Source organism: Microbacterium sp. Leaf161 (assembly GCF_001423645.1).
In the GTDB taxonomy this organism is placed as follows: Bacteria; Actinomycetota; Actinomycetes; order Actinomycetales; family Microbacteriaceae; genus Microbacterium; species Microbacterium forte.
Genome location: NZ_LMOW01000001.1, coordinates 654630 through 667606 on the forward strand (window position 1 = coordinate 654630; position 12977 = coordinate 667606).

Annotated in this window: 17 protein-coding genes and 1 tRNA gene; 7 read left to right on the top strand and 11 right to left on the bottom strand. The window is 67.7% G+C overall.

The genetic code is table 11. The features are described from left to right. Positions 1–79: 79 nt before the first annotated feature. The 6 genes from ASF87_RS03290 to ASF87_RS03315 all read right to left on the bottom strand — a co-directional run bounded on the left by ASF87_RS03290 (position 80) and on the right by ASF87_RS03315 (position 4562). Positions 80–766, bottom strand: a complete 687-nt coding sequence (locus tag ASF87_RS03290) for a response regulator (protein ID WP_056374129.1) — start codon at positions 764–766, stop codon at positions 80–82. Then, complete coding sequence (locus tag ASF87_RS17780) at positions 763–1950, bottom strand: sensor histidine kinase (protein WP_056374130.1); 1188 nt, start codon at positions 1948–1950, stop codon at positions 763–765. The genes ASF87_RS03290 and ASF87_RS17780 overlap by 4 nt, the downstream gene beginning before the upstream one ends. Beyond that, positions 1947–2789: an ABC transporter permease gene (locus ASF87_RS17785; RefSeq protein ID WP_056374133.1), complete on the bottom strand. Its 843-nt coding sequence runs from the start codon at positions 2787–2789 to the stop codon at positions 1947–1949. The genes ASF87_RS17780 and ASF87_RS17785 overlap by 4 nt, the downstream gene beginning before the upstream one ends. Continuing rightward, on the bottom strand, positions 2786–3718 hold the full coding sequence (locus tag ASF87_RS03305; RefSeq protein ID WP_056374136.1) for an ATP-binding cassette domain-containing protein: 933 nt from the start codon (positions 3716–3718) through the stop codon (positions 2786–2788). Before ASF87_RS03305 ends, ASF87_RS17785 begins: the two co-directional genes overlap by 4 nt. A gap of 185 nt (positions 3719–3903) precedes the next feature. Then, entirely contained in the window at positions 3904–4347 is a 444-nt protein-coding gene (locus ASF87_RS03310; protein WP_042539972.1) for a BLUF domain-containing protein, read from the bottom strand. After that, positions 4344–4562: a hypothetical protein gene (locus ASF87_RS03315; protein WP_042539970.1), complete on the bottom strand. Its 219-nt coding sequence runs from the start codon at positions 4560–4562 to the stop codon at positions 4344–4346. The genes ASF87_RS03310 and ASF87_RS03315 overlap by 4 nt, the downstream gene beginning before the upstream one ends. 116 nt (positions 4563–4678) lie before the next feature. On the opposite strand from ASF87_RS03315, the gene ASF87_RS03320 reads away from it, so the two are divergent. Further along, the gene (locus ASF87_RS03320; RefSeq protein ID WP_056374138.1) at positions 4679–5119 is read left to right on the top strand and encodes a hypothetical protein; all 441 of its coding nucleotides are present in this window, start codon (positions 4679–4681) and stop codon (positions 5117–5119) included. A gap of 38 nt (positions 5120–5157) precedes the next feature. Beyond that, a complete protein-coding gene (locus ASF87_RS03325) occupies positions 5158–5475 on the top strand; it encodes an NIPSNAP family protein (protein WP_042540138.1) in 318 nt (105 codons plus the stop codon). Positions 5476–5499: 24 nt separating this feature from the next. Here ASF87_RS03325 and glsA read toward each other — a convergent pair whose 3' ends face one another. After that, a complete protein-coding gene (glsA, locus tag ASF87_RS03330) occupies positions 5500–6432 on the bottom strand; it encodes a glutaminase A (RefSeq protein ID WP_056374139.1) in 933 nt (310 codons plus the stop codon). A gap of 88 nt (positions 6433–6520) precedes the next feature. On the opposite strand from glsA, the gene ASF87_RS03335 reads away from it, so the two are divergent. Then, the gene (locus ASF87_RS03335) at positions 6521–7024 is read left to right on the top strand and encodes a hypothetical protein (protein ID WP_056374141.1); all 504 of its coding nucleotides are present in this window, start codon (positions 6521–6523) and stop codon (positions 7022–7024) included. 79 nt (positions 7025–7103) lie between these two features. Here the strand turns inward: ASF87_RS03335 and ASF87_RS03340 are convergent, their stop codons facing one another. Next, positions 7104–7715 (bottom strand): hypothetical protein, encoded by a 612-nt coding sequence (locus tag ASF87_RS03340; RefSeq protein ID WP_056374143.1) that lies wholly within the window; start codon positions 7713–7715, stop codon positions 7104–7106. A gap of 220 nt (positions 7716–7935) precedes the next feature. On the opposite strand from ASF87_RS03340, the gene ASF87_RS03345 reads away from it, so the two are divergent. Next, complete coding sequence (locus ASF87_RS03345; protein WP_056374145.1) at positions 7936–8604, top strand: GOLPH3/VPS74 family protein; 669 nt, start codon at positions 7936–7938, stop codon at positions 8602–8604. A gap of 29 nt (positions 8605–8633) precedes the next feature. Here ASF87_RS03345 and ASF87_RS03350 read toward each other — a convergent pair whose 3' ends face one another. Beyond that, on the bottom strand, positions 8634–9362 hold the full coding sequence (locus ASF87_RS03350) for a MerR family transcriptional regulator (RefSeq protein ID WP_056374147.1): 729 nt from the start codon (positions 9360–9362) through the stop codon (positions 8634–8636). A 199-nt stretch (positions 9363–9561) separates the two neighbouring features. Between ASF87_RS03350 and ASF87_RS03355 the strand changes: the two genes are divergently transcribed. Both ASF87_RS03355 and ASF87_RS03360 read left to right on the top strand, forming a co-directional pair. Beyond that, positions 9562–10104 (top strand): hypothetical protein, encoded by a 543-nt coding sequence (locus ASF87_RS03355; protein WP_056374149.1) that lies wholly within the window; start codon positions 9562–9564, stop codon positions 10102–10104. A 4-nt stretch (positions 10105–10108) separates the two neighbouring features. After that, positions 10109–10693 carry a TetR/AcrR family transcriptional regulator gene (locus tag ASF87_RS03360; protein ID WP_056374152.1) on the top strand — a complete coding sequence of 195 codons (585 nt, stop codon included), beginning with the start codon at positions 10109–10111 and terminating at the stop codon, positions 10691–10693. A 541-nt stretch (positions 10694–11234) separates the two neighbouring features. On the opposite strand, the gene ASF87_RS03370 is transcribed toward ASF87_RS03360, so the two are convergent. Further along, positions 11235–11320: transfer RNA gene (locus ASF87_RS03370), tRNA-Ile, on the bottom strand. Between the two features lie 412 nt (positions 11321–11732). Here ASF87_RS03370 and ASF87_RS03375 point away from each other — a divergent pair. Then, positions 11733–12107, top strand: a complete 375-nt coding sequence (locus ASF87_RS03375; RefSeq protein WP_056374156.1) for a hypothetical protein — start codon at positions 11733–11735, stop codon at positions 12105–12107. A gap of 16 nt (positions 12108–12123) precedes the next feature. Here the strand turns inward: ASF87_RS03375 and ASF87_RS03380 are convergent, their stop codons facing one another. After that, positions 12124–12756: a hypothetical protein gene (locus tag ASF87_RS03380; protein ID WP_157549988.1), complete on the bottom strand. Its 633-nt coding sequence runs from the start codon at positions 12754–12756 to the stop codon at positions 12124–12126. Positions 12757–12977: the final 221 nt, after the last annotated feature.

Sequence of the window (12977 nt, forward strand, 5' to 3'; positions counted from 1 at the left end):
GCAACGAACAGGGCCGCACGGCAGTGGTGGACACGCCGCAGTGAGTCTGCGAGGATGAGCGGCCCTGCGGCGCGGGTTGCTACCCGGTGGGTCCGACGACGCCGAGCTCGTAGGCCAGGATGACCGCCTGCACGCGGTGAGGCAGGCCGAGCTTCACGAGGATGCGGCCGAAGTGGGCTTTGACGGTGGATTCGCTCAGATGCAGGGTTCTCGCGATCTCGGCGTTCGTGAGGCCGCGCCCGATGTGCACGAAGACCTCGCGTTCGCGATCGGTCAGCACCGAGAGAGCATGATCCCGAGCCCGGGTGGGGGGAGCCAGGTGCGGCAGGGCGACTTCGATGAGCTTCGAGGTGATCCGCGGTGCCACGACGGCGTCGCCGGTCGCGACCGTGCGGATCGCGGCGACGAGTTCGGCCGGTCGCGTGTTCTTGAGCAGGAACCCTGCGGCTCCGGCCCGCAGCGCCCCGAAGGCGAACTCGTCGAGGTCATAGGTGGTCAGCACGAGCACGCGGGTTCGTGGCAGCCGGGCGGTGAGATCATGCGTCGCCTCGATGCCGTCCTTGCCGGGCATGCGCACATCCATCAGGATCACGTCAGGCCCCAGCGCGATCGCGGCGTCGATGGCAGACGCTCCGTCGGAGACTTCGCCCACCACGTGGATGTCGTCTTCCGCCTCGAGCACGAGACGGAGTCCGTAGCGGACCAGCTCCTGATCGTCGGCGATCAGCACGCGAATCCGAGCGGCGGGGGCATCGGGTGTCGTCATCGGCTCTCCGTCTGCAGTCGTGCGAACACGCGCCAGCCGCCACCCGGTCGGGGTCCGGCCTCGACGTGCCCGTCGTAGAACGCGGCGCGCTCACGGATGCCGACCAGGCCTCGACCCGGGTCGACGATCGGTGAAGCCGGCGCCGATCGGTCCTCCACGAGGATCGACACTTCGTCGTCCGCGATGCTGATCCTCACCAGGACGTCCTGTACGTCGCGCGCGTGCCGCAGGACGTTGGTCAGCGCCTCCTGCACGATGCGATAGACCGTCAGCCCCACCACGGCATCGGCGTCGATGACGCCCGTCTGCTCGAATCGGACCGGCAGACCCGCGATGCGCGACTCTTCGACGAGAGACGGGATGCGCTCCATGGTCGCGGGCGTCGGCTGACGGTCGACTGAGTCGCCCTCGCCGCGGACCGTCGTCAGCAGGCGCCGCATCTCGACGAGAGTCCGGCGCCCGGTCTCGGCGACCCGCCCGATCGCCCGCCGGGACTCCTCAGGTCTGGCCGCCGCGGAGGCCTGCGCCCCGTCGGCGACCGCGATCATCACGGCGAGGCTGTGGGCGATCACGTCATGCATCTCGCGTGCGATGCGCTCGCGTTCGAGCGCGGCAGCGATGTGCGCCTCCTGGTCGCGCTCTCGGCGCATCTGCTCCGCTCGCTCCACGAGATCGCGGAGCTCACGCCGCCGGTGACCGACGTTGAGCCCGACGAGGGTCGAGATCAGCGAGACCGCGACCACCACGGTGGCGATGCCGAGCCAGTCGAGGGGCCAGGCGTCGAAGTCCACTCGCGGCGCCAACCCGAGCAGCGGCGGGCCGAGGCGCACGCGGATCGACAGCACCAGCGCAGCGAGCATGCCCGACGCCACAGCCGCCGCGAACGCCGTCCATGCCTGCCGCGGCCGCAGGTCGACTCCGCACCGGTACAGCGCGCCGACCATGAGCACCGCTTCGGCTCCTGATCCCCCGGCGAACGACAACGGCAGAAGGGCGAGCACGGTGATGAAGGCCACGAGAGGATGCCGACGTGTGACGAGGATCGTCGCGATGCCGGCGACGAACAACGCCACGAGCGCCCACGCAGGTGTGGTCAGTGACGACTCGAGCGACAGGTAGCCGAGGGCCAGCGAGACCGCCGAGTACGACCCGAGAACCACGAGGTCGGATCGCCGCGGTGTCATACGTCTCTCTTGCGCAGGGCGACCGCGCCTGCAGCGAGCGCGATCGCCGCCCAGATCGACGCGATCAGCCAGCCGGCGCCCACGCTGATGTGACCGCTCCACAGGTCGAGGAACGGACCGCCTTCTGCGCCGACCCGGCTCATCGCATCGCCCGCATTGCCCAGCTGGGTGATGCGCAGAGCGCGGGACAGCAGACCGTACGGAAGCAGCGACGTCAGGACGGGGAGCAGCAGCGTGGCCAGGAAGACGATGATCGCTCCCGCTGTCGTCGATCGCACGAGTGCCCCGATGCCCACCCCGAACAGTGCGCAGAGCCCGAGATACCCCGCCGAGCTGAGCAGCGCGAGCACGACCCCGGGTGCGGTGAGCTCTGCCGCGAGGCCGAACTGTGCATAGATCGGCGTGGTGAGCGCCCATGCGCTGAACACGGTGACGAGGGCGGTCGCGGTGACGACGGTGAACGCCACGACCGCCTTCGCGCGAAGGACGCGCAACCGGTCGGGCACCGCGATGAACGTGGGCTGAATCGAGCCCGATGCGTATTCGGCGCCGATCAGCATGACTCCGAGGATACCGGCGATGATCTGGCCGAGGACGACGGTCGGCACTGTGACGTCGGCCATGGTGCGCTCGATCAGGAGCACCGACGGCGCACCCGACGACTCGAGCGTCACGCCGAGGAACAGGCTGCCGCAGACCCCGATGAGGAAGATCGCCGCGAGGGCGAGCACGGAGGAGGGCAGGCTGAACAGCTTGATCCACTCCGACCGCAGCACATGGGCGAACGCGGGGCGGCGAGTGCGCGCATCCGCTCGTCGGGGACTCGTGGTGAGGGTCATCGTCCAGCTCCTTCGGTGGCATCCTGCGCGGTCGCGCGGTATTCGATGTCGTGCGCGGTGAGGGCGAGGTAGGCGTCTTCGAGCGAGCCCTCGACGGTGGCGATCTCGTACAGCACGATGCCCGCGTCGGCCGCGGCACGCGCCACGTCCTCGGCGGCGAGGCCGTCGACCTCGAGCGCGCCATCCGCGTGCATCGTCATGGTGACCCGGGGGCCCGAGAGGATGCTCATGAGTCGCTCGACCTCTCTGGTCCGCACGCGCACCACGGATCGGGTCGCACCCGCGACCACGTCGTGCAGCGGCCCGTCTGCCAGAATCGTCCCTCGACCGATGACCAGCAGATGGTCGGCCGTCTGTGTCATCTCGCTCATCAGATGTGACGAGAGCAGCACGGTCTTCCCCTCCCCCGCGAGCTGTCGCAGCAGGCCGCGGATCCACAGGATGCCGTCGGGGTCGAGGCCGTTCACCGGCTCGTCGAGGATGATCGTCTGCGGGTCTCCCAGCAGAGCCGCAGCGATCCCCAGCCTCTGGTTCATGCCGAGCGAGAATCCGCCGACCCGTCTGTCCGCCACTGCGTCCAGTCCTGCTATCTCGATCACCTCGCGCACCCGGGCGGCGCCGATGGCGTGAGTAGCCGCGATCGCCCGAAGGTGCTTGTAGGCGGTGCGGCGTCTGTGCGCCGAGCGCGCATCGAGCAGAACACCGACCTCGCGCAGCGGTGCGGGCAGATCGGCGTATGCCCGGCCGTTGATCTCCGCGGTGCCCGCGGTCGGCCGGTCCAAGCCGACGATCATCCTCATGGTGGTGGATTTTCCGGCCCCGTTGGGTCCCAGGAATCCGGTGACCGTGCCCGGTTCGACGGTGAAGTCGATGCCGTTCACGGCCACCCTCTCGCCGTAGTGCTTCGTCAGAGACTGAACTCGAATCATGTCGCGCCTTTCGTTCGCCTTCGACGCTACGAACGACGGCGCGCGGGCACATCGGGCTGCAGTCCTGACCACGGCGACGAGGCAGTACCAGGGTCTATACCCCGAGAGAACGTGAGCGCGAGCTCGGAGAGCGCGAGCTCGCGGCACAGCGGGCGGGCGAGCCGCCCGTGCACGCGGGACCGCGTCTACCGCGCGGCGGACTCCCGCACGCGGAACCACAGGGTGAGCTCCATGATCGCGCGGCCGATCATGTCGTGGTCGCCCACGCGGAGGTCGTCGAAGGAATCGCGATATCCCGACAGCATCTTCGGCTCCGCAGCGACCAGGGACTGATACCCCATGGTCCACTCGGCGAAGCGCCGCTCATGCAGCGGCTCCTCGATCAGCACACGCACGTCCTCGTGACGGGGATCCCGGCCGATGATCTCCATCAGGCTCTCCACGTCCGACCTGGCACCCTCGAGGATCTGGACGAACTCGCCGCCCCGGTAGAGCAGCATGCCGGTGATGTCACGAGCGCTGTTCCGGGCCCGGCTCACCGCGAGCAGGTCGGCGAGCTCCTGTTCGCTGAACGGGTGCGTCGCGCTGCTGCAGTAGACGAGCGAGACGAGTGCGTGCTCGGCGGTCATCCGGCATCCTCTCCCCGAGTGGTCACCGCGGCCATCGCGCGGTGGTGGTCTGCATAGTCGCCGATGGAACGCGAGACCGCGTCGAAAGCACGCCACATGCCATCCGCCTGGCGGTCGACGTAGCCGAGGAAGGACCCGTCCCGGCTGCCCACGTAGAAGCCGTCAGCCACGCTCGCCCACAGGGGTCGAGAGGCGAGCGGCGATTGATCACCCATGCCTTCAGCGTACCTTCGCGTTCAGGGGTGGGGTCGGCACGGGATCATCCTCGAGATGTATGCCGCTACCTCGTCCGCCCGATGTCGACGCGGCCCGCGTCGACCAGGCTGGACGTATGAACGCACGAACGGCCCTCGCCTCCTCCGCCCTGATCGTCGTGGGGCTGATGTCTCTCACCGGATGCTCCGCCTACGACAGCATCGTTCACAAGCAGGCCACGTCGACCTTCGACGACGTCGAGGCCTTCGGCGACGGGGCCGAGGTCGACGCCGGCTGGATCCCGGCCGACGCCACCGAGATCACCGTGCGCACGTCGACCATCGAGGACGCCGCGGACGCCGTCGTTCTGCTCTCCAGCGGATCCGCGCTCGGCGACGACTGCACCGAGGTGGACCGGAGTTCGGCGCCGGCCTGGGTGCTCGATGACGCTCCCGATCCGTACACGGCGAAGACGGTCTTCGCGTGCGGCGACTGGAGCGTCATGAGCGCCGACGGCGGATGGTTCGGCTGGACCCCGAACTCCGACGAGGAACGGAGCGCCGCCGATGCGGGCTGACAGCGAGACGACGTTCACCCTCTGAGAGGATGAACGACATGATCACCGTTCACCTGCGCTACGAGATCGACCCCGACAAGCTCGACGACTTCACCGAGTACGGGCGCGCATGGATCCGACTGGTGGCCAAGCACGGAGGAACCCACCACGGTTACTTCCTGCCGAGCGAAGGCGACAGCGACGAGGCGTTCGCGCTGTTCACCTTCCCGTCCTTGGCCGAGTACGAGATCTACCGGACGGCTTCGAAGAGCGACCCCGAGTGCATCGAGGCGTTCGAACTGGCGCGGAGAACGCAGTGCATCCGCCGCTACGAACGTCGCTTCCTCAGCCCCGTCTTCTCCCCCGACGCAGACTGACACACCGGCGGGGCTCCTCGCTCCTCAGTTCGCCGACGTCCCGAACGCGTGCAGGTCGAGCTCGGCGCTCAGCGCGTCGCATGCCGCTCTTCCACGCACGCTCGTGCCGAGCTCGTCCAGAGGAGGGCTGACGACGGCGGCGCCGAGGCGTCCGGGCGCCGAGAGCACGATCGCACCTGACACGCTCGACTTCGCCGGGATGCCGACCTCGCGCATCCACCGCCCGGAACCGTCGTACACGCCGCAGGTCGCCATGACTGCGACGACGTCGCGAGCCACGCTCTGCGAGACGACGCGTTCCCCCGACACCGGATTCACCCCGCCAGAGGCGAGGGTCGCACCCATGACGGCCAGCGCCTCCGCGTCGACGAGCACGGCGCACGCCCGCGCGTAGACGGCGACGGCATCGTCGGCGCTGACATGCAGCGTTCCCTCTGCCCGCATGAGGTGGGCGAGCGCGTGGTTGCGGTCGCCGAGCAGATGCTCGTTCCGCGCGACGCTCTCGTCGACCTCGAGCCGGCGTCCGGCGAAGGCCGACAGCCCTCGAAGGATCCGCTCCCCGCGCTCGTCCACGGTCGCGCCGTCGACGAGCGATGCCGTGAGCAGTGCACCGGCATTGACCATCGGGTTCGGCGGCCGGCCGGTTCCGCTCTCGAGCTTGATCGCGTCGAAGGCCTCCCCTGTCGGTTCGATGCCCACGAGGTCGAGCGCTTCGCCCTCGGTGTCGAACAGCGCCAGAGCGAAGAGGAACGGCTTGACCGCCGACTGAACACTGAACGGGACCGATGACTGAGCACTGGTGCGGATCGTGCCGTCCGGCAGCACCAGCGCCAGAGCACACAGATCGGCGTCCGCGTCGGCCAGCTCGGGGATGCTGTCATCCACCGCTCCGCCCTGCTCCTGCATGACCCGCTGCCGCAGATCGTCGAGGTCGTAGCTTCGCGCGTCTGGTCTCATCCGTCCACAGTGACACGTGTCGTGTGGAAAGAGGAGATCGGCCGACGGGGTTGACGTGCCGCCCGTCGGGATGAGCAAGACTGTGCCTATGCGCTCCACGCGACTCGCACCTCTCCTGGCTCTGCCTCTCGCCCTCGCCACAGTGACCGGATGCTCCCCGAGCGCCCCCACCGACGTCGAGCCGCCGAAGTTCGACCAGAGCATGAACGAGGTGAGAGACACTTCGAATGACGTCGTCGACAAGCTCGTGGACGCGTTCCCCGCGGGCGAGCGCTACGCGGAGGCGGACGCGAACGCGTACCCGTGCCAGGGCGAAGACGACGGCATCGGGCGTTGGATATGGGCGCTCGGTATCCCCAGCACCGACATCGAGGGGACGATCGCCGAACTGCAGGATGAGTACGGCGACGCGGTGACCTCCACCGGCACGTCCTCGCAGGACGTCGAATACTCCGACGGCGCCACCTGGCCGGTGACGGGCGGGCACACGCTCATCGAGGACGAGACCGGCTCGTACCTGCTGAGCTACCCGATGGGAGCAGGTGGCACGGTCATGCTCCGAGTCGAGACCGCCTGCGGCGTCCTCCGCTGACGGTGGACGACTGATCAGGCGATCTCGAGGTCCGTCATCTCCAGGACGACGCCGCATGCTCTCGGGCAGGAGCGCCGCCTCACCAGCCCAGCATGGCGAGGAGTCCCGTGGCAGCGGCCGCGACAGCTCCCGTCCACAGCACGATCGCGATGATCTGCCACAGGATGACCCATTCCTTGCGCACGCCGGATGCGACGAAGAAGGCCGCGGTGAGCATCGTCGGAAGAGCGATCGGTGCCAGGATGCTGGCGCCGGGGACACCGAACCTGACCAGCCAGCGTCCCAGCTTCGCGCGCCCCTTCCCACGCCGCGTCGTGTCATCGTCGTCGGCTGTCGCTGAGCCGGAGACCCCGCCTGCGTCGGATGCCGTCGCGGTCGCCACCGTCGACGTGACATGCGCCGAGCCACCGACCGCTGAGGGCGAGGCCGCAGCCGATCGCGCCGCGCGGCGCGCGACGACCCCTCCGCGGATCCGCGATCCGAGCAGCACGACCGCGATCACGCAGAGCACATTGCCCGTGATCGCGGCGAGCGCAGCGACGATCGGGTCGATTCCGGCGATGATGCCGAACGCGGCGGCGCCCTCGCCCTCGATGTACGGGATGGCGGCGACGAGCGCGACCATGATCGGCTGCAGGATCTCGGGGACCTGGTTGATGAAGTCCTGCAACCAGGGATAGGGGTTGTCCATCGGTCGTATCTCTCTCTGTCGGATGCCGCGGACGGTGCGTACCGCGGATGTCTGAAGGCAGTCAAGACCGTGTGCCCAGGACAGGGTCAAGCGTGAGCTCTCCGATCGCCGACCCGCTTGACCCTGTGGTCGGAACACCGTCTTGACTATGCGTCTAAGGCGCTCGTGACGACCGTGACGACAGGTCGCGGCCGCGACGCCGAGGACCCGAGGAGCCCCCATGTCGGAAGACCCCCTGATCGTCGAAGACACCCTGCTCCTGCTCTTCCAACCCGATTCGGGCACCATCGCCGGCGAGAACATCCTCTTCTACGTGCTCGGCGGCGCCGTGCTGGCCGACCTCGCGCTCGCCGGTCGGGTCGAAGCCGAGGAGCACGGACTCTTCACCCGGGTACGCGCGGTCGGCGTTGGCGACGCGCCCGACCCGCTTCTCGCATCGGCACTGACATCGCTGTCGAAGAAGGCTCAGGACGTGCAGGCTGTTCTCGCCGGCATCGGTCCCCAGCTGCGCGGCCCGGTCCTCGACCGTGTCGTCGCCCGCGGTGATCTGAACCGCGCGGAAGGCAAGGTCCTCGGACTCTTCCCGACGACGAAGCTCACACTCGCCGGCGAACGCCGCTCCGACCTCATCCGCCGAGTGCGAGCCGCGCTCATCGACGGCGACGATCCGGACCCACGCACCGCGGCGAGCATCGCCCTCCTGTCGGCGAGCGGTACGCTCCCCCAGTTCCACGCGGAGATCCCCTGGGGCAGCGATGTCTACGCGCGGGCGAAGCGGCTCGAGGACGGCGACTGGGGGGCCGCAGCGGCATCGAGCGCGGTGGTGCGCACGATGAACGCCGTCATCATGAACACCGTGATCGCGGCGACGGTGCTGCCGCGTCTGTGAATCGAGGGCGCCCGGAGTCGTGCTCCCGCTCAGCCGGCGGCGATCGTCGCCAGCGCGATCACATGCGCTCGGGCGATCACATCGAGCTGGGCGGGGTTGTAGAGCGCGGCGACCGACTCCGCGACCGCCTCCCATGTCATCTGCGGGCGCCCTCGGTGATGCGCCAGAGGATCCTGCAGCCACGGATAGGTCGTCAGATCATGAGCGAGTCCGACCGCATACCTCTCCGCCATGCGGATCCGCGTCTGCTCGTCGGCATCCGGTGGCAGCGCATCGAAATCGGCGCGCACGTCGGCCGGATCGGATTCGAGCATCATCCGGAGATCCCGCATGGCCTCGTCGTCGTAGACCTGGGAGTAGATGAGCATCAGCGACCGTTCGGTCTCGGTGAGGTGTGCGGTGAGGTTCTCGAAGCCCCGAGGCAGATCCGTCGTCGTCGCGCCGTCGATGATCGTGCGGATCTCCACCCGAGCCTGCTGCAGCCGCTCGATCGTGACGGCGAGCTCGGCGTCGATGTCTTCCAGCGCCGCGAGGGCACGATCGTCCCCGGCGGAGACACGATCGATCTGATCGAGGGGAACCCCGAGTTCACGCAGACGACGGATGCGGAGCAGCTGCACGAGGTGACTCACCTCGTAGCTCTTGTACCCGTTCGAGGATCTGCTCGGCTGCTCGAGCAGGCCCACCTGGTGGTAGTGCCGCACGGTGTTCACCGTGGTTCCGGCGAGGTCAGCGACCTCTCTCGTGCTCCACGCCATGAAGGGTCCCTTTCCTGCGCGGCCGTCTTTTGACTCATTCTGGCTCGCGGCGGCGCCTGGGGCGACGCCTTGCTCCGTCGAGTGCATGTCGTAGTAGAAACCGTGTGGTCGCCACACACTCAAGTAGTGCGGTGTCCGGATGTCAGGTGGTAGCACAGTCGTGCTAACATAATCGGACCGTCGACCGAGAGGACCGTCCATGATCCTTGTTGCGATCATCGCGTGCGAGGTGGGCTTCTGGGTCGCGATCGGAGCCGGCCTCATCGCCCGCTACGCCTTCGACCGCCCCCGACACGGCAGGATGCTGCTGCTCGCGGCGCCGGCTATCGACCTGGTTCTACTGGCGCTCGTCGCCCTCGATCTCATGGGCGGCGGAACGGCCTCGTGGCACCACGGCCTGGCTGCTCTCTACATCGGCATCTCGGTCGCGTACGGCCATCGGATGATCGCGTGGGCGGACGCGAAGTTCGCCTCGCGCTTTCGTGGGGCGGCGCCTCGACCGCGCCTGTCCGGCTCTGCATACACGATCGCCTGCTGGAAGGACGTCGCGCGCACGATGCTGGCCGCCGCGATCGCAGCGGGGCTCCTCGGGGGCCTCATCGCTGTCGTCGGCGACGCGGCTCGCACCGCCGAACTGCTCGGATTCTTCCCGATCCTCGGCATGATCGTGGCGATAGACCTGCTGTGGGCCGTCAGCTACTCGATCTGGCCCAAGCGATCACCCGCCACTGCACGAGAATGAGGTCATGCCCCGCCTCATCGACCACGACGACCGCAACGACGAGATCGGGGCGGCGGCGTTCCGCGTACTGGTGCGCGATGGCATCACCGGCTTGTCGGTGCGCAAGGTCGCGGAGGAGGCGGAGATCGCCACGGCGTCGCTCCGACGCGCGTTCCCGACGCAGGACGCCCTTCGCCGGTTCTGCTTCGACCGCATCCACCAGTCCGTCGCGGCCCGCCTGCGCGCCGTAACGGGAGATGGTCGCGAGAGAGCGATGCAGTGGATGCGGGAACTCCTCCCCCTCGACGACACACGACGCACAGAGCTCGTCGTGCAGCTGCAGCTGAGCCGGCTCGCCCTCACCGACGAGAGCCTGAGGGGAAGCGCAGCCGACCTTCACGACGGCGTCCGCCGAGTGTGCTCATCAGTGCTGCGACAGCTCTCAGAGTCGGGAGTGACAGACCCGACTCTCGATCCCGATCTCGAGACGGCACGACTGCACGCCTTGCTCGACGGGCTTGCGCTCCACCTGCTGTGGAACACCTCCGACGACCCCGCCGGTCAGGCCGACCGGGTGCTGCAGCGACACATCGACACCCTCGCGGCCTGAGCCCCGGCTGGGCGCGGGGATTCGCCCCCAGCTCGGCCATCGGCTCGAGGCGACGCATGGGCCACCGGGCCCGCATGGGGCCACTGAGCCCGCACGGGGCGGCCGACAGGCTCGCCGGCAGGCTCGCCGGCAGCCCGATCTGGCGATGCTGTACACGGCGACACTCGACGTGGGCGCGGCCGAACCGCTCGCGGTCACCGGCGTCACCCTCCGGGGGGCGGTGAACGCCACGGTGATCGCCGTACTCGATAGCATCCGCTCCGGCTTCCACCAGGTACAGGTCGCGACCGAGGGACGATCAGGTACAAGTCGGTGCTCAGTCTGCTAAACCCCGACCTTGAGATAGACGAAACGGCAATCTGTTTTGGAGAGGTGACATCCAGAACAACTTCGACCACATTCTCATGGCTCGAACACGTAGCGTCGGCCACGCAGGGGGGTGCTTGCGCTATATCCAGACTTTTTGCCCGACCTGCAGCATCGGACAGCCACCGAGACTCTTTCGGGCCAGAGGAGCCACCGGTTGCCCGGTGGCCCCTAGCGGCTAGGACGGGATTCGAACCCGCGATGGCCGGAACCATACCCGGTTATCAACCGGGCGCAATAAGCCTCTATGCGACCTAGATCACAGACACTACACGACGCCGCACCGGACATGTTGTCTTGGCGCGTCTCCCCTGCCCCTCAGCGCTGCGGAATGCTCCACACAGAGCGCACTTTCCATGCACTGACCGGACACGCAGTTTCTGATGACAGACGCCTAAGTGAATGGATGCGCGACTACTTGCGTGCAAAAGGCGACTCTGCGCACATAGGTGCGCAGAGTCTTTGCACAGGATCCCCGCAATGCGGAATGGCATAGTGCGCGGAGGGCGATTCATGACAGAGTAAAGCCATCGATTGAAACGCCGGGAGGGGCAGCATGGTCATCCACGCGCAGGGAAGAGCACCTATCGGGCGGCCTGAATCTCCGGTCAGTTCCGGGATCGCAGTCGTCGTGCTGATCCTGGTTGGCGCACTACTCATAGTTCTCGGGACTGTGCCGACCTTCGGATTCTCCTCGACGGTCTTCGCGACCGACGCATGGGTATGGCCGCTGCCGCTCCTGCTGGCGATGATCGCACTCCAGCTCGCACGCACGGTGGTCTTGTCGCGCCGACCGGATCTGCGCTGGCCGTTGGCATGGGTGAACCTCGTCATCCAGGTCGTATCAGTCTCGACCGGGTGGTACCTCGTCGCATCCCGAGGGTTCATCAATCCCGATCTACTGCGCGAGGTCGGTCTGGCGCCGTCGATGGGATTGGACGTGTTGGTCTCGTCTGTCGTTCTCGCCATCATCACACTGATCTCGTTCGTCGACGTCGTCGCGACGCTCATCCGAGCGGAGCGCGCGAAAAGCCTGACGCCGAGCTGACGGGTAGCGGAAGCCCTCAGTTGCGCTCGATGCGCGTCTCGCGAGCCGAGAGGTCGGACCACGACAGCTCGAAAGTGCGCCCCAGCGTGATACTCAGGTCCCGCGAAAGAGCGCCCGCAGTGCGGGCGTTCACATACAGCAGTTCGCGCGCGATCAGGCTCGACGCCAACGGAGCGAGGGAGGCGGGGCGCGCCGCCACCGCGTGAGGAGAGGGAGCGCCCGCATCCCATTCTCCGAGCACACTCCCGATCAGGGTAGGGCCGAGCCGCAGTATGCTGCCATCGTCGGCGAAGTGCATGCGCACCAGGCCAGTCGAGCGCCCCAACTCCTCGAGGTCTGCGCGCAGGCGACGACCGACGGCGAGGTCATCGATGAGATGAATGGCACGAGGGTGTGCCGCTTCGCGAAGCGCTGATGCGTCCGCGGCGGCGGCTTCGAGATCCACTGCATCGACGCGCAGATCTGGCCACGAAGACCGCGGATCGGCGATCCCCCAGGTCATGTAGGTCTGACGGAAAAGCGCGTGCTTAGCAAATGCCAGGCGATGCCAGCCCGGAACCTCGAGGCCGTCGGCACTGTGACGGACGAAGTCGACGGCGTGCGTCATGAGCCGGTCGTGCTGTGCCGCCGCGTCCCCACTCTTCTCCACGATCGCAGCGGTGACCCGTGAACGTCCGTCGAGCCTACGAGCGATCGCGGCGCGGCGCTGAGCTGACCTCTCGTCTAAGGGCATGTCATTCCACGTGGATAGCTCGAGAGCGAGCTCTCTGCCGACCCGCGACCGGGACGCAGTTGCCCAGGCATCAACGTCGTGCACCACCACTTCGTCGTCGACGGGGACGATGATGTAACGGTCGCCAGCAACGAGAC